At 44.8% G+C, this 15,266-nt stretch carries 15 protein-coding genes; 7 read left to right on the top strand and 8 right to left on the bottom strand.

Features of this window, described 5'->3' with window-relative positions; translation table 11 throughout:
- Positions 1-7: 7 nt before the first annotated feature.
- From RJ47_RS00685 to RJ47_RS21580, 3 genes are all read right to left on the bottom strand, one after another.
- Positions 8-1,267: a DEAD/DEAH box helicase gene (locus RJ47_RS00685; protein WP_039480459.1), complete on the bottom strand. Its 1,260-nt coding sequence runs from the start codon at positions 1,265-1,267 to the stop codon at positions 8-10.
- Between the two features lie 35 nt (positions 1,268-1,302).
- Positions 1,303-1,875, bottom strand: coding sequence for an ACP phosphodiesterase (locus RJ47_RS00680; RefSeq protein WP_039480456.1), 573 nt, complete (start codon positions 1,873-1,875; stop codon positions 1,303-1,305).
- Between the two features lie 92 nt (positions 1,876-1,967).
- Positions 1,968-2,090, bottom strand: a complete 123-nt coding sequence (locus RJ47_RS21580; RefSeq protein ID WP_005471320.1) for a hypothetical protein — start codon at positions 2,088-2,090, stop codon at positions 1,968-1,970.
- Positions 2,091-2,433: 343 nt separating this feature from the next.
- Between RJ47_RS21580 and RJ47_RS00675 the strand changes: the two genes are divergently transcribed.
- The gene (locus RJ47_RS00675; RefSeq protein WP_039480453.1) at positions 2,434-3,636 is read left to right on the top strand and encodes an aromatic amino acid transport family protein; all 1,203 of its coding nucleotides are present in this window, start codon (positions 2,434-2,436) and stop codon (positions 3,634-3,636) included.
- A gap of 61 nt (positions 3,637-3,697) precedes the next feature.
- Here RJ47_RS00675 and RJ47_RS00670 read toward each other — a convergent pair whose 3' ends face one another.
- Positions 3,698-4,876, bottom strand: coding sequence for a hypothetical protein (locus RJ47_RS00670; RefSeq protein WP_039480451.1), 1,179 nt, complete (start codon positions 4,874-4,876; stop codon positions 3,698-3,700).
- Positions 4,877-5,144: 268 nt separating this feature from the next.
- Between RJ47_RS00670 and msrB the strand changes: the two genes are divergently transcribed.
- Positions 5,145-6,275, top strand: a complete 1,131-nt coding sequence (gene msrB / locus RJ47_RS00665) for a peptide-methionine (R)-S-oxide reductase MsrB (protein WP_039480448.1) — start codon at positions 5,145-5,147, stop codon at positions 6,273-6,275.
- Between the two features lie 139 nt (positions 6,276-6,414).
- Entirely contained in the window at positions 6,415-7,152 is a 738-nt protein-coding gene (locus RJ47_RS00660; RefSeq protein ID WP_039480446.1) for a MipA/OmpV family protein, read from the top strand.
- Positions 7,153-7,190: 38 nt separating this feature from the next.
- On the opposite strand, the gene dbpA is transcribed toward RJ47_RS00660, so the two are convergent.
- From dbpA to RJ47_RS00640, 4 genes are all read right to left on the bottom strand, one after another.
- Positions 7,191-8,567: an ATP-dependent RNA helicase DbpA gene (gene dbpA, locus RJ47_RS00655; protein ID WP_038137010.1), complete on the bottom strand. Its 1,377-nt coding sequence runs from the start codon at positions 8,565-8,567 to the stop codon at positions 7,191-7,193.
- A 111-nt stretch (positions 8,568-8,678) separates the two neighbouring features.
- Positions 8,679-9,332 (bottom strand): GTP cyclohydrolase I FolE, encoded by a 654-nt coding sequence (folE, locus tag RJ47_RS00650; protein WP_038137013.1) that lies wholly within the window; start codon positions 9,330-9,332, stop codon positions 8,679-8,681.
- Positions 9,333-9,406: 74 nt separating this feature from the next.
- Positions 9,407-10,975: an ATP-binding protein gene (locus RJ47_RS00645; protein ID WP_197058117.1), complete on the bottom strand. Its 1,569-nt coding sequence runs from the start codon at positions 10,973-10,975 to the stop codon at positions 9,407-9,409.
- A gap of 52 nt (positions 10,976-11,027) precedes the next feature.
- The gene (locus RJ47_RS00640) at positions 11,028-11,684 is read right to left on the bottom strand and encodes a substrate-binding periplasmic protein (RefSeq protein WP_197058116.1); all 657 of its coding nucleotides are present in this window, start codon (positions 11,682-11,684) and stop codon (positions 11,028-11,030) included.
- A 381-nt stretch (positions 11,685-12,065) separates the two neighbouring features.
- Here RJ47_RS00640 and moeA point away from each other — a divergent pair, with 381 nt between their 5' ends.
- From moeA to RJ47_RS00620, 4 genes are read left to right on the top strand one after another with little or no spacing between them, the layout of a single operon-like run.
- Positions 12,066-13,301, top strand: coding sequence for a molybdopterin molybdotransferase MoeA (moeA, locus tag RJ47_RS00635; RefSeq protein WP_039480439.1), 1,236 nt, complete (start codon positions 12,066-12,068; stop codon positions 13,299-13,301).
- Between the two features lie 9 nt (positions 13,302-13,310).
- The gene (gene moeB / locus RJ47_RS00630) at positions 13,311-14,060 is read left to right on the top strand and encodes a molybdopterin-synthase adenylyltransferase MoeB (RefSeq protein ID WP_039480437.1); all 750 of its coding nucleotides are present in this window, start codon (positions 13,311-13,313) and stop codon (positions 14,058-14,060) included.
- Positions 14,061-14,096: 36 nt separating this feature from the next.
- Complete coding sequence (locus tag RJ47_RS00625) at positions 14,097-14,402, top strand: hypothetical protein (protein WP_039480434.1); 306 nt, start codon at positions 14,097-14,099, stop codon at positions 14,400-14,402.
- Between the two features lie 16 nt (positions 14,403-14,418).
- Complete coding sequence (locus RJ47_RS00620) at positions 14,419-15,246, top strand: sulfurtransferase (protein WP_039480431.1); 828 nt, start codon at positions 14,419-14,421, stop codon at positions 15,244-15,246.
- Positions 15,247-15,266 lie beyond the last annotated feature (20 nt).

The raw sequence follows: 15,266 nt of genomic DNA, 5'->3' as shown, positions 1-15,266 counted from the left end.
TTGATGATTAGCGTTTCTTGCCTCGATTCGCGTGAATTTTCAATTTTGCCTTCATTTTACGCTTGTCAGACGAGCGGCTCTTTCTACGCGGTGAACGTTCTAGCTCGACTTCTTCTACTAAACTTGGCTCAAAACCTTGTAGCCATTCTTGCGGTAAACGCGTGTCCAAAAGACGTTCAATCGCTTCAAGTAAGTAGTGTTCGTCGCGACTCATAAAGGAGACCGCGAAGCCCTCTTTGCCAGCTCGCCCAGTGCGGCCGATACGATGAACGTAGTCTTCTGCTTTATACGGCATATCGAAGTTAACCACTTGCTCTAGCTCTTGTATATCAAGACCTCGTGCGGCGACGTCAGTTGCGATCAGAGCTCTAATTTTACCTGCTTTGAAATCATCGAGCGCTTTTTGACGCGCACCTTGGCTTTTGTCACCATTGATTGATGCCGCTTTAATGCCATCCAGTTTTAGCTCTTTAACCAGCGCATCACTGCCTTGCTTGGTTTTGGTAAAAACCAAGACTTGCTGCCAGTTTCGAGAGCCAATCAAATACGCAAGAAGCTCCGCTTTACGTTTTTTGTCAACGGGATACACCATCTGTTTTACGGTTTCAGCGGTGCTGTTTGAAGCAGAGACTTGTACCTCAACCGGTTCAGACTGAAGTTTGTAAGCGATGCTCTTTATTCGCTTATCAAACGTCGCGGAAAAGAACAGTGTCTGTCTAACGGCATTAAAACGCTTAAGAATACGTTGGATGTCAGGCATGAATCCCATATCTAACATTCGATCCGCTTCGTCGAGCACCAAAAACTCTGACTTAAGAAGGCTCACATTTTTACAAAACATATGATCGATTAAACGTCCTGGCGTGGCGATCAGAATGTCACAACCTTGTTCCAAATTACGAGTTTGAACATTCATACTGGTACCGCCGTAAGCAGTAACAATTTTAAGTTCAGTTACTTGTGCGTATTGAACGAGATTGTCGAATACCTGCTGAGCAAGCTCGCGAGTCGGAACCAGAACCAAGGCGCGAACGTCATTACTTTGTGGATCGCGTTTTGCCTCAGACTCGATTAATTTTTGGATGATCGGTAAACCAAATGCCGCCGTTTTTCCCGTCCCCGTTTGAGCGCCGGCTAAAACGTCTTTCCCCTCCAATACGTGAGGAATAGCTTGCGTTTGAACCTCTGTGGGTTGCTCAAAGCCGAGTGAAGATAATGTGGAAAGTAAGGTTGGACATAGCCCAAGTGATTCAAATTGCGTCGACATGCGTGTTACCTATAAATGCAAGGTCGACGATTCTATCAGAATCTCTTGCTCGCAGTTAGTACATCGGGATATAGGCGGGCAAATAGTTGGCTTAGCTGCTTATAATTCTGTTCCAAATAGGGAGTACATTCTGTTAATTGTCCCATTCGTGGCGAACGACGTGACATTCTTTCTAATGCGTAGCCAATATTGTCTAGGCTTTGATAAGACTCTAACCAACGCCCTTCCCACATCAAACCGTTAATTCGTTCAAATCGTTCAGGTAAGTTGGTTTGCGTAGCGTTAACTTGGCGTTCGGCATGAGTACAAAATAGCTCAAGAGATAGGTGGTGAAAAGCGTCCCAATCACGGGCAAGACAATGGTCCCAAAACATGTCGAGTGCAATGCCAGAGAATCGGCGTGGGCCTTGGGGAAACAACCCTTTTGCTTGTTTGACTAGGGGGTGACTGTCAGTGTACCCATCTACGAAGCGATGCAGGCGAACACCTTGTACAATGGACGGTTGATATTTCCCTTGCGGATCGCCTTTAACAAAATCACCCAGCAAGTTCCCTAACAGGCTCGACTGACAATAATCCGCAATGTGTAAATGGGCAAGATAGTTCACATGATTCCCAGATTGTTATCGCTTGGCTTATAAAAGCACAAAGCCAGCGCGATTGCACTGGCTCATTCTGGTAGCTAGGCACGAGCCTAGGCTTATTTATTGAAGATTTCTTCTGCTAATGCTTCGATTGACTGTTCGTAGTCTGAAAGCTCGAAGCCAATTTCCATTGCATCTAGCAGTTCTAGGCATTCTTCATTTTGTGTTTGGTCACTCATTCTGACCTCCTTTGATAAACAACTTTATAGACCTGCTTACAAGTCTCACCTTGTATATGTGGTCTATTGTTCCTTTTTAAACCTCTTATATGACAGTTTCGTGAAAGTGCAAAGTAATTTTTTATCACGCTTTGACTGCAATCCCATGAAACCGTTTGCAATCAAGCACCACAAGCCACTGTATATTAAATCTTACACTAACAGCAATTAATCTGTACATTTTACTTGAAAGTGTTCTTATATTTTTACACAATGCACGAAACTAAGGATTTATGGCTAGTTTTAGCCTATTCACTAGCCATAACAGCTAAATACACAACCATCAATGTAAAGAATTTTATACATGACTAAATCAAAGGTTTTCGGTAGTACTTTGATCATCGCAGGCACCACCATTGGCGCAGGCATGCTCGCCCTTCCTCTTGCTTCGGCAGGCATCGGTTTCACCACATCACTCGTTATCATGCTAGGTCTATGGGCGTTGATGGCGTATACCGCGCTATTGATGGTTGAGGTCCACCAGCATGCTGAACAAGATGCGACTTTACATACGTTAGCAAACCAGTTTCTCGGCAAAAAAGGAAAGTGGGTAGCAAGCTTTGCTATGATGTTCCTGTTTTACGCCCTATGTGCTGCTTACATCGCTGGAGGCGGTTCACAGTTTGGTGAGCGTATTCAAGCGCTTGTTGGGCTAGAGGTTTCTTCAACGACTTCTACACTCCTCTTTACCCTAATCGTGGCAAGCGTTGTCACGATTGGCACAGCAACCGTTGACAAGGTAAACCGTGTTTTGTTCTTGGTAAAAGTGGTGGCAATGGCACTCGTGCTGACGTTTTTGGCGCCAAATGTGACTGAGTCATACCTGTTAAGTATGCCTGTCGAGCAAGGCATTGTGATCGCTGCAATCCCTGTCATTTTCACTTCGTTTGGCTTTCACGGCAGTATTCCTGCTATCGTAAACTACTTAGACGGACACACTCCATCGCTTCGCAAAGCCATTGTCATTGGCTCTGCCATTCCTCTCATCATTTACGTGTTTTGGCAAGTGGTTACACTTGGAGTCGTAAACCAACAAACGTTACTTGAGAATCAAGGCTTAAGCGCATTGATCGGAACACTCTCTCAAACCGTTCATCAGTCTAACCTCAGCCAAACCATCGGGATCTTCGCGGATCTTGCGCTGCTGACCTCTTTTCTTGGCGTAAGCTTGGGTTTGTTTGAGTTTTTAGGGGACACCTTGAAGAAGAAAACAAATGGCGGCTCTCGCGTGATGACCGGGTTAATCACCTTCCTGCCACCCATGGGATTTGCGCTGTTTTACCCACAAGGATTCATTATGGCACTTGGCTATGCAGCGATTGCCTTGGTTGTATTAGCCATTTTCCTACCAATTTTGATGGTGCGAAAAGCTCGTGTTGACGCGCCTAAACATCTTTACCAAGTTAGAGGCGGCAATGCGGGGCTTGTCGCGACGAGCGCGATCGGTGTCGTCATCGTGTTTGCGCAGGTGCTGATCACTGTAGGTCTTTTGCCATCACTTGGCTAAACCTCGTTATACACTAAAGAGCCCTCAATAAATCGAGGGCTCTTTTTTTTTGCAATTTAGTCTACAAAGTCACGGTTTGATCTGTGAATTGAATTTTCTCAATATTCGATAGCGTGTTTGCGCCATCACGATCAGAAATCGTATCTGTTAAGCGCACTTGTCCGCCACTATCACGCTCTATGGTGTAGTCAGCCCTCGCCCCACGAGCGACAACCGTGTTTTCACCAGAATTACCTTTAATAATATTGTCATACTGATTAAGTTGAACGTCGCTGTCATTACTTCCAGACAACGTCAGTTTTGTTAGGTACTGAGAATGGTGAGTGTACGGCACTTTTTCATCAAATCGCATTTTGAAGGTGCCTGTAAAGGAATCGTCAATGTAGGCATCGTAGGTGAGTGTTTTGGCAAATATTTGCTCAGTGATAGCCTTTGCATTTGGGTCTAAGGTATCGAAGTCTTGTCGAGTTTTCACTTTATACATCCCCCACATACCTTCCCCTCGGAAAGCCCCCCAAAGACCATAGTAACTGTCGATAACAGCAGCAAAGTACTCTTGATCAACACTCACTTCATCTTGCCACTCTTTTAATATATCGGCTGGTGGATTATAGGCACTGTGCAAAGAATTCTGCTGAATCGTATTGAACCTTTTTGCAAAGTTAGGCAAGGCCATTTCGTTTTCTTCTGGTGAGTTGTGAACACCAATTCCGTAATCATGAACAAGATGCAAAATTTCCTCGTATGACGCATCTCGATGTTCGTTGTAATCTTGGTTTACGTACCACTTACCCCCCTCTACCTGAATTTCCTCCTCAAATAAGGGCTGCCCTTCAAGATCATCGTTGTACTTGGGCGCATCATGATAATTCATCAGCTTTAACACGGCGTGGTTGTTAGCCATCGTGTTGGCTATCTTGGCTTTTTGAACAGCTCGACCAAATTCAGTCCCAGACACAGGCTCCAGATAGTGTTTAAGTACATTCACTGCTTTTACAATTTGGTGCTCAGTTAAACGATCCATGATCAAAATATGAATAGACTTTCCGTTTGGCGCTTTGACGCCGACATAACGGTCGTAACCCGCTCGCGAGTAATCAGAAAACTGCGCTGGAACTGGCTCGATGTTTACCCCGTGAACAGCATGGGGTTCAATCTTTGTCTTGGACGTATTGTCTGTACTATTGCACCCTGCGGTTAGCATAGCGGCGAACAGTAGCGTTGTGGTTATTGTTTTCATCACGGCCCTCAAATAAACCCAATCAAAATTATTTATAATCCATTGACTTGGAGTTTATTGTGATTCATCGCGCTCGACGACAATCCCATACATATGCTTACATACTGGTTTCACGCTGAGACGGTTTTTCATTCGCCAACAATTTCTCAGTGCTCTCCCTTTGTCAGTGATCTGGGCACGCTAATATGACTACAAATGAGAAAGTGAAATTTTTTCCAAGATAACTCGTTCTTATCTAGCGATAACAAAAACAATCGATGAGGTTGATATGAAAGTGAAGTTGAAATTTGCCCTTCCATCCGTTGCCTTGCTGGCACTTATGGCATCATTTTGGGGCAGCGCTAAGGATGGCTCGGGGCAACCGTTAAAAGGCTACGAGGTCGCTACGCTAGCGGGAGGCTGCTTTTGGTGCACTGAGTCGGATTTAGAAAAACTCCCAGGCGTTTTAGACGTTGTATCCGGGTACTCTGGTGGTGAGTTGGAAAACCCAACATACAAACAAGTCTCATCGGGTAAAACGGGTCACATCGAGGTCATTGAAGTGAAGTATGACCCAAAAGCCGTCAGCTATGAGCAAGTCCTTGACCAGTTTTTTCGTCACATCGATCCGACCGACGATCAAGGTTCGTTTGTGGATCGAGGTCGACATTATCGACCAGCTATCTTCTATCACAATGATGTTCAAAAACAAATTGCTCAGCGCTTTATGACCGAGATAGATGAACTCGGTGTCTTCAAAAAACCGCTTAAAACAGAACTGATTGAGTTTGAGAAGTTTTGGCCAGCAGAAGAGTATCATCAAGACTACTACAAGCGTAATAAAATCCGTTACAACTACTATCGCTACGCATCCGGTCGTGACCAATATTTGGATGGTATCTTTGGTGAATCTCGTAAAGATGATCCAAAAACGTTACGCCAATTAATCGATGAGAAAAAAGCCGTTTCAAGCATTAAGCCGTACGCAAAACCTTCGGACGACGAAATCAAGTCCAAGCTGTCTGAACTGCAATACTACGTCACTCAAGAGGAAGGCACCGAACGAGCGTTCCGTAACGAATATTGGGATAATAAGCGTGACGGCATCTATGTCGATATTGTCTCCGGCGAGCCCTTATTTAGCTCCACCGACAAATACAAATCGGGCACAGGTTGGCCGAGCTTTACGAAACCGATCAACGCAGGTTACATTGTCACTAAAACTGACTATCACCTAGTCTATCCAAGAACGGAAGTTCGTAGCCGATTTGGGGACTCCCACTTAGGTCATGTCTTTAAAGACGGACCTGCTCCAACAGGGCTGCGTTACTGCATGAACTCTGCTGCAATGCGTTTTATCGCTAAAGAAGATCTCGAGAAAGAAGGCTACGCTGAGTACCTTTACTTATTCGACAGTTAATCCATCCAAACGTCGATGATTTGGCCAACTCTCGAGTTGGCCTTTTTGTTTTTATGCGTTGCCCAGAAGAATTTTCAGCTTCGATGCAATTAATTTTGTTATTGACCGTTCTGATATTTGTAGATTAAAGGAGAAATCTATGACTATCACAAAACCGGGCTTGCTGCTCGCCTCAACCGCTTTTTGGTTAAGCTTTACTACCCACGCGCAAGAGCAATATTACGATTTCGGCTTTATCGGCGGCAGCGTCAATTATGGTCAAACTGTGTTTTCTGACAAAGACGAAGCTGGCATCTCTGCCGAACCCAATGTCTTTTACAATGGCCAGTATGGATTTATTGATGGCAGTTTAATCAATGTATCGGTTCTGCCCTATTTTGGCCTCAGTGGAAACTGGCGCTTTGCACAAGTCTCCGATGATTTCGATGATATTCCATCAGGTATCGACAATCGAGATGGCAATGGTGAGCTTGGTTTTACTGTCGGTACCGTTGGGGCACGCTTGACATACTTACACGATGTCACGAGCGAACATAATGGTTACGAGGTGCAATTACATTTAGGTCGAACTTTGGATTTGCCCTTCAACGACATCACGTTTACGCCTTACATCGAGGTCGATTATCGAGACAAAAAGCTTTCTCGCCACCTCTACTCGATTTCCGCCGATGAATCTCGCTTGTCAGGGTTAGACGAGTATAGCTCAGGCAGCAGTTGGGTTTATCAAGCTGGGCTTATCAGTATTTATAATCTGTCTGAAAACTGGTTGGGCTTAGCCAAGTTAGAACTTGAACACCATGATAGCGACTCCCCCTTAGTTCAACGCGATCTCGGTTGGTCTGCCAGTCTTGGCGTCACCTACAAGTTCACCTACTAAAAAGGAGCCAAACGGCTCCTTCTTATCATGTCACTCGATTACTTCATGATGCGCGCTTTAAAATTGCGCCCTTTCATTTTTCCAGTTTGTAGCTGCTTCAACGCTGGTTTTACGATGTCGTGCTCCACCGCAACATAAGAAACCATTGGTAAAATGTTGATCTTGCCAATCTTCTTACCATCAAGGCCAGCTTGTTTGGTTAAAGCGCCAAGGATGTCACCCGCACGCACTTTCTGTTTTTTCCCGCCCAGAATTTGGATCGTTTGCATCTTAGGATAGAAAGGACGCTCGATTGGTTTCTCAGGCAATTCTGATGGTGAAACTGCGATATCCATGTACTCATCAATACGAGCAACGCGGTACTCTTCTTTTTCACTGTAGAAGCTAAATGCTACACCTTTCGAACCAGCACGACCTGTACGACCAATGCGGTGCACGTGAACTTCTGGATCTCTTGAGAGCTCGAAGTTAAACACCGCATCTAAGTTGTCGACATCTAAGCCTCGAGCAGCGACATCTGTTGCCACGAGAATCGAGATACTTTTATTGGCAAACATGGTCAATGCCTGTTCGCGCTCGCGCTGTTCCATATCACCATGCAACTCAACCACACTAAAGCCTCGGTGGCTCAGTTCATCGGTCACGTTTTGGACCTCTTTTTTGGTGTTACAGAACACGACTGAAGATTCAGGTTTATGCGTTAGGAGTAGCGCTTCGAGGGCATCATCGCGCTCCTCAGTGCTATTTAGCTTGAAGAATCGTTGCTCGATGGTGCTTTTCTGGTGCGTGGATTCCACTTTAACCATTTCAGGCGCGACCATCACTTTTGCCGACAACGACTCGATGTTGTCTGGGAATGTCGCACTAAACAGCAGAGTTTGACGCTTACTAGGCGCCGCTTCAATAATGGTATCAATGGCTTCTTCAAAGCCCATATCCAGCATTCTATCGGCTTCATCTAACACCAACGTGTTAAGCTCTTTGAGACTGATACGCCCTTTTGACATATGATCAAGAATACGACCTGGCGTCCCCACTAAGATATGCGCGCCATGCTCCAAAGAGCCAATCTGTGGCCCCATTGGCATACCACCACAAAGGGTAAGTACTTTGATGTTATGAATACCGCGCGCTAGGGTTCGGATTTCTTTCGCCACTTGGTCGGCAAGCTCTCGTGTTGGACACAAAACCAAAGTTTGCACTCTAAAGCGGCTAACGTTTAGGTTGCTCAACAAACCCAGCGAGAATGTCGCGGTTTTACCCGAGCCAGTTTTACCCTGCCCGATCACATCTTTCCCCGCGAGAACCAAAGGCAATGCCTGTTGCTGAATGGGTGTCATCTCGGTGTAGCCTAGACTATCCAAAGTTTCAGTCAGTTCTGGTCTTAAGTTGAGTGTTTTAAATGAAGTTGTCACAAATTTACCTTGTTTACTACGCGTAATTTACAGTGTGAATAACGCGATTTAAAAAGTAAAAACCGCCTCATAATGGAAGCGGTTTTTGGAAATCAGTTTACCGAATCTTGCTTAGCGAATGCCGTGTAAAAACTCGTGGCGTGTGGCTGGATTCGATTTAAAAATACCACCTAAAGCCGTCGTAGTTGTCTCGCTAGTTGCATCCATCACTCCACGAGACTTCACGCAGTAATGCGTTGCATCGATCGTAACAGCAACATCATCAGACTCGAGTAATGTTTGCAGCGCAACCAAAATTTGCTGAGTCATTCGCTCTTGCACTTGTGGGCGTTGAGCGAAGAAACGGACAATACGATTAATCTTAGATAAGCCGATAATCTTGCCACGCGGAATGTACGCGACAGCTGCACGCCCATCAATGGTCACTAAATGGTGCTCACACGTACTCGTGACCGTAATGTCTTTTACACGCACCATTTCACTGACGTTCATTTTGTTTTCAATGACGGTGATTTTCGGGAAATTGGAATAATCTAAACCAGAGAAGATTTCATCAACGTACATCTTGGCAATACGGCGTGGCGTTTCTTCTAAACTGTCATCCGTAAGGTCAAGCTCAAGCAAAGAGAGAATCTCGTGCATGTGATGCTCAATTTTCTGTTTCTTCTCTTCACGAGTGAACTGATTAGGCACCATCGGTGTCTCTAATCCTCGGCTTTCTAGCGCATCTTTTACCAACTTCGCGGATTCGCTAAGACCAGACATTCCAATTCCTCTTATTTACCCCTTTAGGATGGCAGACAAGGATACTCGGATTTTTGAATAATTACACCCATATTTTACCCATGAATTTCGTGAGGTGTATGACTGACACTAAGGGGGTTTAAAGGAATTGTCAGCAAAAAATGGGCGCCCTGCTCTAAATCATAAAGGCACTCAATCTTGCCTTGAAGCTTTTGTGACACGATGTTGTAGATAATATTTGCACCTAAACCAGTGCCTCCTGTACCCCGCTTCGTGGTTACAAATGGTTCAAACACTTTCCCTCGAACCGACTCTGGCACTCCCCGCCCTGTGTCTTGATAATCAATAACAAGATCATTTTGCTGTTGAACGATTGAAATTGTGATGGTCTTTTCATGCTGCCAATCTTCAAAACCGTGCTTGAGGCTATTTGTGATTAGGTTAGTAAATACTTGGATATATGCGCCGGAATAACTCTCTATCTGTAACCCTTCACAGCAGTTAACCTTGACACTGACTCCGTACTTTCGTAATTCATGAGATAGAGATACCACCAACTTATCAACATGCTCCTTGATAAAAAACTGACATGATGACTCGTCAGTTTGATCAACAGCGATCTGCTTAAAACTCGATACCAAGATTGCCGCTCGCTGCAAATTGGTATTCAGAATGTCAAAGGATTGAGAGATACTCTTCATTGATTCAGAAAATGTAGAGGATTCTAGTTTTCCCTCTTCAAAATCTTTCATTATCTGGTTGATTTCAGTCGATGCAAAACTACTGGACGTAATACTGATACCCAAAGGAGTGTTAATCTCATGCGCGATACCCGCCACTAGATTCCCTAACGAAGCCATTTTTTCGCTTTCAATCATCGTTGCTTGGGTATCTTGCAATTCCAATAAGGTGGCTTCTAGCTCTTTGGTTCTTTCTTGAACCATCAATTCTAGGTCTTCTTTGAATTTAATCTCTTGTTCAAGCAACAGTTGCTTGTCCGTTAATGCCTGCGCGAGTTGTCGCTGAGATTCAATAACCGTCCCGTAAGATTGGCTCAACTCACTACACATTCGGTTGACGATATTAATCATAAAATCAATCTCGTCGTCGTTGGCAGCTTTACGGTCAATCACCATCGGTGGGTTATCATGTTTAAAGCGGTATTGTTTGAAATACGCACTCATTTGATTTAACGGCTTAGTCACCAGCGTGTTGACTAGGTAAATAATAAACGCTGCTACTATGAATGTTTTGAACCCGTTTGATAACAATATAATTAACGCTTTATCAATAAGGCTGTTGTAGATAACCCACAAATCGGATTGAACAATTAATCTACCAAGATAAATCGCTTTTTGGTTAATGTAGGAATACTCAAGATTTAGGGTTTGCTCTAGAATATGCTCATCTTTAGGTTCCCCCCGCTCCCAGTGCTTACCGCCTTCTATTTCGATTCGCACATAACTGATGTCGGGTATACTGATAATACCATTAATCTGGGACTCAATAAGTTCAGAGTTTAGAACCCATATACTCTCTTCCATTGCGTCTTTATAGGAAGTAAATATGTACTTTTGACTCACCTCGATGCTTTCTCTAGCGACCAAAAAGTCTGAATAGAGCTGAAACGCAGTTACAAACAGCGTAACCAGCGTACTAAACATGATTATCTGTAATGTTAGCTTTTTATTGATCGATTGGCCGATATTCATAGTGCTATCGGTACTCGTCAATTAGAGCATCGAGTGACCCATCCTTGTGCATTTGTTCGAGATTAGAAGTGATTATCTTGATGAATTTTTGATCTCGACCAACAACGTAGATGGTATTTTTCAGAGGAAAAATTTCATGGAAGGTAAAACCTTGCATGTTTTCCACACCGGCTTGCCTCGCATAATAGTAAGCCATGCTTCGGTCGAGTAAGATTACCTGAGCACGATCTTTCATCAACATATCAAACTGAGCTTGTTGATTTTCGATCTCTTTGTACCCTTCCCAATTAGCAAGTTCTTGCTTGTAGAAAGTCGTAAATGGCTCTTTTAAATGCTGACTCGCGTTATTGAAACCGACGATGTATTTACCTTTCAGATCCGAAACACTATCAATAGTTAGCTGATTGCTAGATTTAGACACTGCTACATTATCGAACTCATACACTTTGCCGTAAGAGTAGTTAACACGAAAAGTTAATGGCGTACCGACAAATATATCGAGCTCTTTAAATGCGTTCAGTGGGTCTTGGTCAAATTGTTTACTTGGAAACTTATAATTTGAAATCGTATACCCAGAACGCTTCAAAGCTTCACCAACGATATCGACTAAAATCCCCGAATCACCAATCACAAAAGGTGGAATACCAACAACAAAACCCACATTAACGACCTTATCCTCAGCGACAGCCGTACTAGAACTGAAAAAAAATATAGTTAACGCTATTTGTTTTATCCATTTGCCGAGCATATGGCTCTCCTTTGCCTTTCATACTTCTATGGTTTGATAACGATTAGCAGCCAACGTCAGTTCTTATTATTTAGGTTTAGTATAGTTGAATATTATGGTTCGTTAGCATGAACCGTTACCGACGCATGTTGGTAGCTACTACTTTGGTAGAGTCTTTAAGCAATTGTGAGTAAGTTCTGATCAATCCATGCTCGGTAGCACAGGGTTTGTTATTGAAGGTCATGATCGCCCGCCTCTTTCTGTGATAGAGTGTGCGACATTCGACTCATAAGAATAGAAGATTAGGATTTCGATATGGGCTGTTGTGACGCTCCTGGCTTGATGCCACTTGAAGATGCGATGGAACAAATGCTATCGCCAATCAAACCAATCCAAACTACCCTACAATTGCCGCTTGCCGAAGCTATCGGCTACGTTTTAGCAGAAGACATTCTTTCCCCGATATTCGTTCCTCCTTTCGATAATTCAGCGATGGACGGCTACGCAATTCGTATTGCCGATTTACAAGCCAACAACGTTATGCCTGTTGCAGGTAAATCCTTCGCCGGACAGCCCTTTGAAGGTGACTGGCCAAACGGACACTGCGTTCGCATAATGACGGGTGCGAAAATCCCAGATGGCTGTGACGCGGTCATCATGCAAGAAAACACCGAAGTAACCGATTCAGGCATCCAGTTCAATCAAACCGATGTGAAACCGCAAAACAATATTCGCCCTACCGGTGACGATATTAGACAAGGTGACGTCGTATTGCCGGCTGGTTCTCGCCTAACCTCACGTGACATTCCGATGATCGCGACGCTGGGTATTAGCCATGTGACCGTCGTTAGGAAACCTCGCGTTGCGTTTTTCTCAACGGGCGACGAACTTAAGCCTCTTGGTGAACCTTTGGCTGAAGGTCAGATCTATGACAGCAACCGTTACGGCATTAAGCCACTCATCGAGAATTTTGGTTGTGAACCTATCGACTTGGGTATCATTCCCGATTGCCCTGAGAAACTAAAAGCGACCTTTGAGCAAGCGCAGTCACTCGCTGACGTTGTCGTGACCTCTGGCGGTGTTAGTGTCGGAGAAGCCGACTACACCAAAGACATTCTCGAAGAGCTTGGCCAAATCGGTTTTTGGAAACTGGCCATTAAACCTGGTAAACCTTTCGCGTTTGGCAAACTGTCTACCGCTTGGTTCTGCGGCTTACCTGGCAACCCTGTATCGGCGGTGTTAACCATGTACGTTCTTGTTCAACCGATGCTTGCAAAACTTGCCGGACATACTGAATGGAAAGCACCGGAATCGATCCCTGCAATTACCAAAAGTGCGTTCAAGAAAGTACCCGGCCGCACAGATTATCAGCGCGGTATCTATCGCATTGAAAATGGTCAGTTTGTGGTTGAAACCACAGGCAACCAAAGTTCGGGCGCCTTCCGCTCTATGAGCTTAGCCAATTGCTTTGTCGTATTGGAGCGCGAGCGTGCTCGTGTCGAAGCGGGCGAAACCGTGAACATTCAACTGTTTAACTCAACCTTATACTAGGAGCATCCATTGGAGATTTTATCTGACCAAGAGATGCTGCGATACAACCGTCAGATCATACTCAAGCAGTTTGATTTTGAAGGGCAAGAGGCGCTCAAACAAAGCTCTGTGTTGGTTTTAGGCGCTGGCGGATTAGGCTGCGCGTCAAGCCAATATCTTGCAACCGCTGGCGTTGGCAAATTGACCCTAGTGGATGATGACGTGGTAGAGCTGTCTAATTTACAGCGCCAAGTACTTCACCATGACTCAGACATTGGTAGAAAAAAGGTTGACTCCGCGGCCGATGCACTAAAGGAACTCAACCCGCACCTCAACGTTGCGACGGTTGATAAGCGGCTGAGCGACACTGACCTGAAAACGATGATCGAGCAACACACCTTGGTGCTCGATGCCTCAGACAATGTCGACACACGCAACCAACTCAACCGACTTTGCTACGCGGCTAAAGTGCCTCTTGTTTCCGGCGCAGCCATTCGAATGGAAGGTCAAATCAGCGTCTTTACTTATCAAGATGCGGGCCAGCCGTGTTATGAATGTCTCAGTGCGTTGTTTGGTGATGGCGCGTTAAGCTGTGTTGAAGCCGGAGTCATGGCGCCGGTTGTTGGCATTGTTGGCGCGGTGCAAGCAATGGAAGCCATCAAGGTCATCGCAAACTACGGTACCCCTAAACAAGGGAAGATACTAATGCTTGATGCGATGACCATGTCTTGGCGTGAAATGAAGTTGATGAAAATGCCAACTTGTTCAGTATGTAACTAAACGCAGTTTTGCTAACGATAAGGCGGTAATGTATTGATGAATAACCCTAAAATCTATCTTGTCGCCTTATTGTTTTGTTCGCTGGTGCTTGTGATCACGCTCTGGCTAAAGCCCCAATTTAATAGCGAAACCATTCAAGCAACTGTCATTTCACAGACTCTCACCCAATCATTAGATGGGCATCGGCGTTACCTCAACGTGGAAACGGAAGATGCTCAAAACCTACTTGTCCAATCTGACGCAAAAATCGACTGCCCCGAAGGTTCGACTGTTACGCTGAAACAACAAACGGGCCTCTTTTCCAACGTCGTTTCCTACGCCGTTATAAAGTGCAAGCAATAGTAGAAAAGGAATCTCTATGTCACCACTCGTTACACCGCAATGGGTTGTTCAGCAACTCGACAATCCTAACTTGGTGCTTCTTGATGCCAGCATCAATTTTCAAATCCCCGGAGAAGTCGAAAAAGACACCGAGAACCTCATTCCAAACACGCTGAGGTTTGATTATGACAAAGAGTTTTGCGACATCGACTGCGATCTTCCCCATATGATGCCATCTCAAGAACGATTTATTGGCTTAGCTCAAGAGCTCGGTCTAAACAACGAATCAGTGATTGTGGTGTATGACAATAGCGGAACGTTCGCATCGCCTCGAGCATGGTGGATGCTCAAAGCGATGGGGCATGAGCATGTTTATGTCCTTGATGGCGGCCTAACAGAATGGAAGAAACAAGGATTCGACACCGTACAGCAGTACGACCAGCCGCATAAACTCGGTAACTTCACAGGAACACTTAACCCGGATTACTTTGTCGATTCGACTTACGTTCTTAACCAAATCGATAACCCTGCATCCCTTACCGTCGACGCACGCTCAAGGCAGCGCTTCAACAAAGAAGTGCCCGAACCTCGTGCTGGCGTTCGTAGTGGACACATTCCAAATTCAGTGTGCCAACCTTTTACCGAACTGATGGACGGACACAAGCTAAAACCAGTTAACGAGTTGCGAGAAATACTCTCTTTATCATTGAGCGACGATAAAGAAGCCACCATATTCAGCTGTGGTTCGGGCGTGACGGCTGCAATTGTGTTACTGGCGGCGCACTTGTGCGGTTATGAAAAATTATCCGTTTATGACGGTTCTTGGACTGAATGGGGACAAAGAGAAGAGTTGCCAATCGAATAAAAGAATAAGCCCCAGCATTT

The sequence above is a fragment of the Vibrio sinaloensis genome (assembly GCF_000808535.1).
Taxonomy (GTDB): Bacteria; Pseudomonadota; Gammaproteobacteria; order Enterobacterales; family Vibrionaceae; genus Vibrio; species Vibrio sinaloensis_D.
Note: the sequence above shows the minus strand (reverse complement) of the source record. Positions and strands in the feature narration are given on the sequence as shown.

What these genes read in the sequence shown, in the direction of transcription:
- RJ47_RS00685 (WP_039480459.1), bottom strand. Translation starts at nt 1,267, where the DNA reads ATGTCGACGCAATTTGAATCACTTGGGCTATGTCCAACCTTACTTTCC.
- RJ47_RS21580 (WP_005471320.1), bottom strand. Translation starts at nt 2,090, where the DNA reads ATGAGTGACCAAACACAAAATGAAGAATGCCTAGAACTGCTAGATGCA.
- RJ47_RS00675 (WP_039480453.1), top strand. Translation starts at nt 2,434, where the DNA reads ATGACTAAATCAAAGGTTTTCGGTAGTACTTTGATCATCGCAGGCACC.
- RJ47_RS00670 (WP_039480451.1), bottom strand. Translation starts at nt 4,876, where the DNA reads ATGAAAACAATAACCACAACGCTACTGTTCGCCGCTATGCTAACCGCA.
- msrB (WP_039480448.1), top strand. Translation starts at nt 5,145, where the DNA reads ATGAAAGTGAAGTTGAAATTTGCCCTTCCATCCGTTGCCTTGCTGGCA.
- RJ47_RS00660 (WP_039480446.1), top strand. Translation starts at nt 6,415, where the DNA reads ATGACTATCACAAAACCGGGCTTGCTGCTCGCCTCAACCGCTTTTTGG.
- folE (WP_038137013.1), bottom strand. Translation starts at nt 9,332, where the DNA reads ATGTCTGGTCTTAGCGAATCCGCGAAGTTGGTAAAAGATGCGCTAGAA.
- RJ47_RS00645 (WP_197058117.1), bottom strand. Translation starts at nt 10,975, where the DNA reads ATGTTTAGTACGCTGGTTACGCTGTTTGTAACTGCGTTTCAGCTCTAT.
- moeA (WP_039480439.1), top strand. Translation starts at nt 12,066, where the DNA reads ATGGGCTGTTGTGACGCTCCTGGCTTGATGCCACTTGAAGATGCGATG.
- RJ47_RS00625 (WP_039480434.1), top strand. Translation starts at nt 14,097, where the DNA reads ATGAATAACCCTAAAATCTATCTTGTCGCCTTATTGTTTTGTTCGCTG.
- RJ47_RS00620 (WP_039480431.1), top strand. Translation starts at nt 14,419, where the DNA reads ATGTCACCACTCGTTACACCGCAATGGGTTGTTCAGCAACTCGACAAT.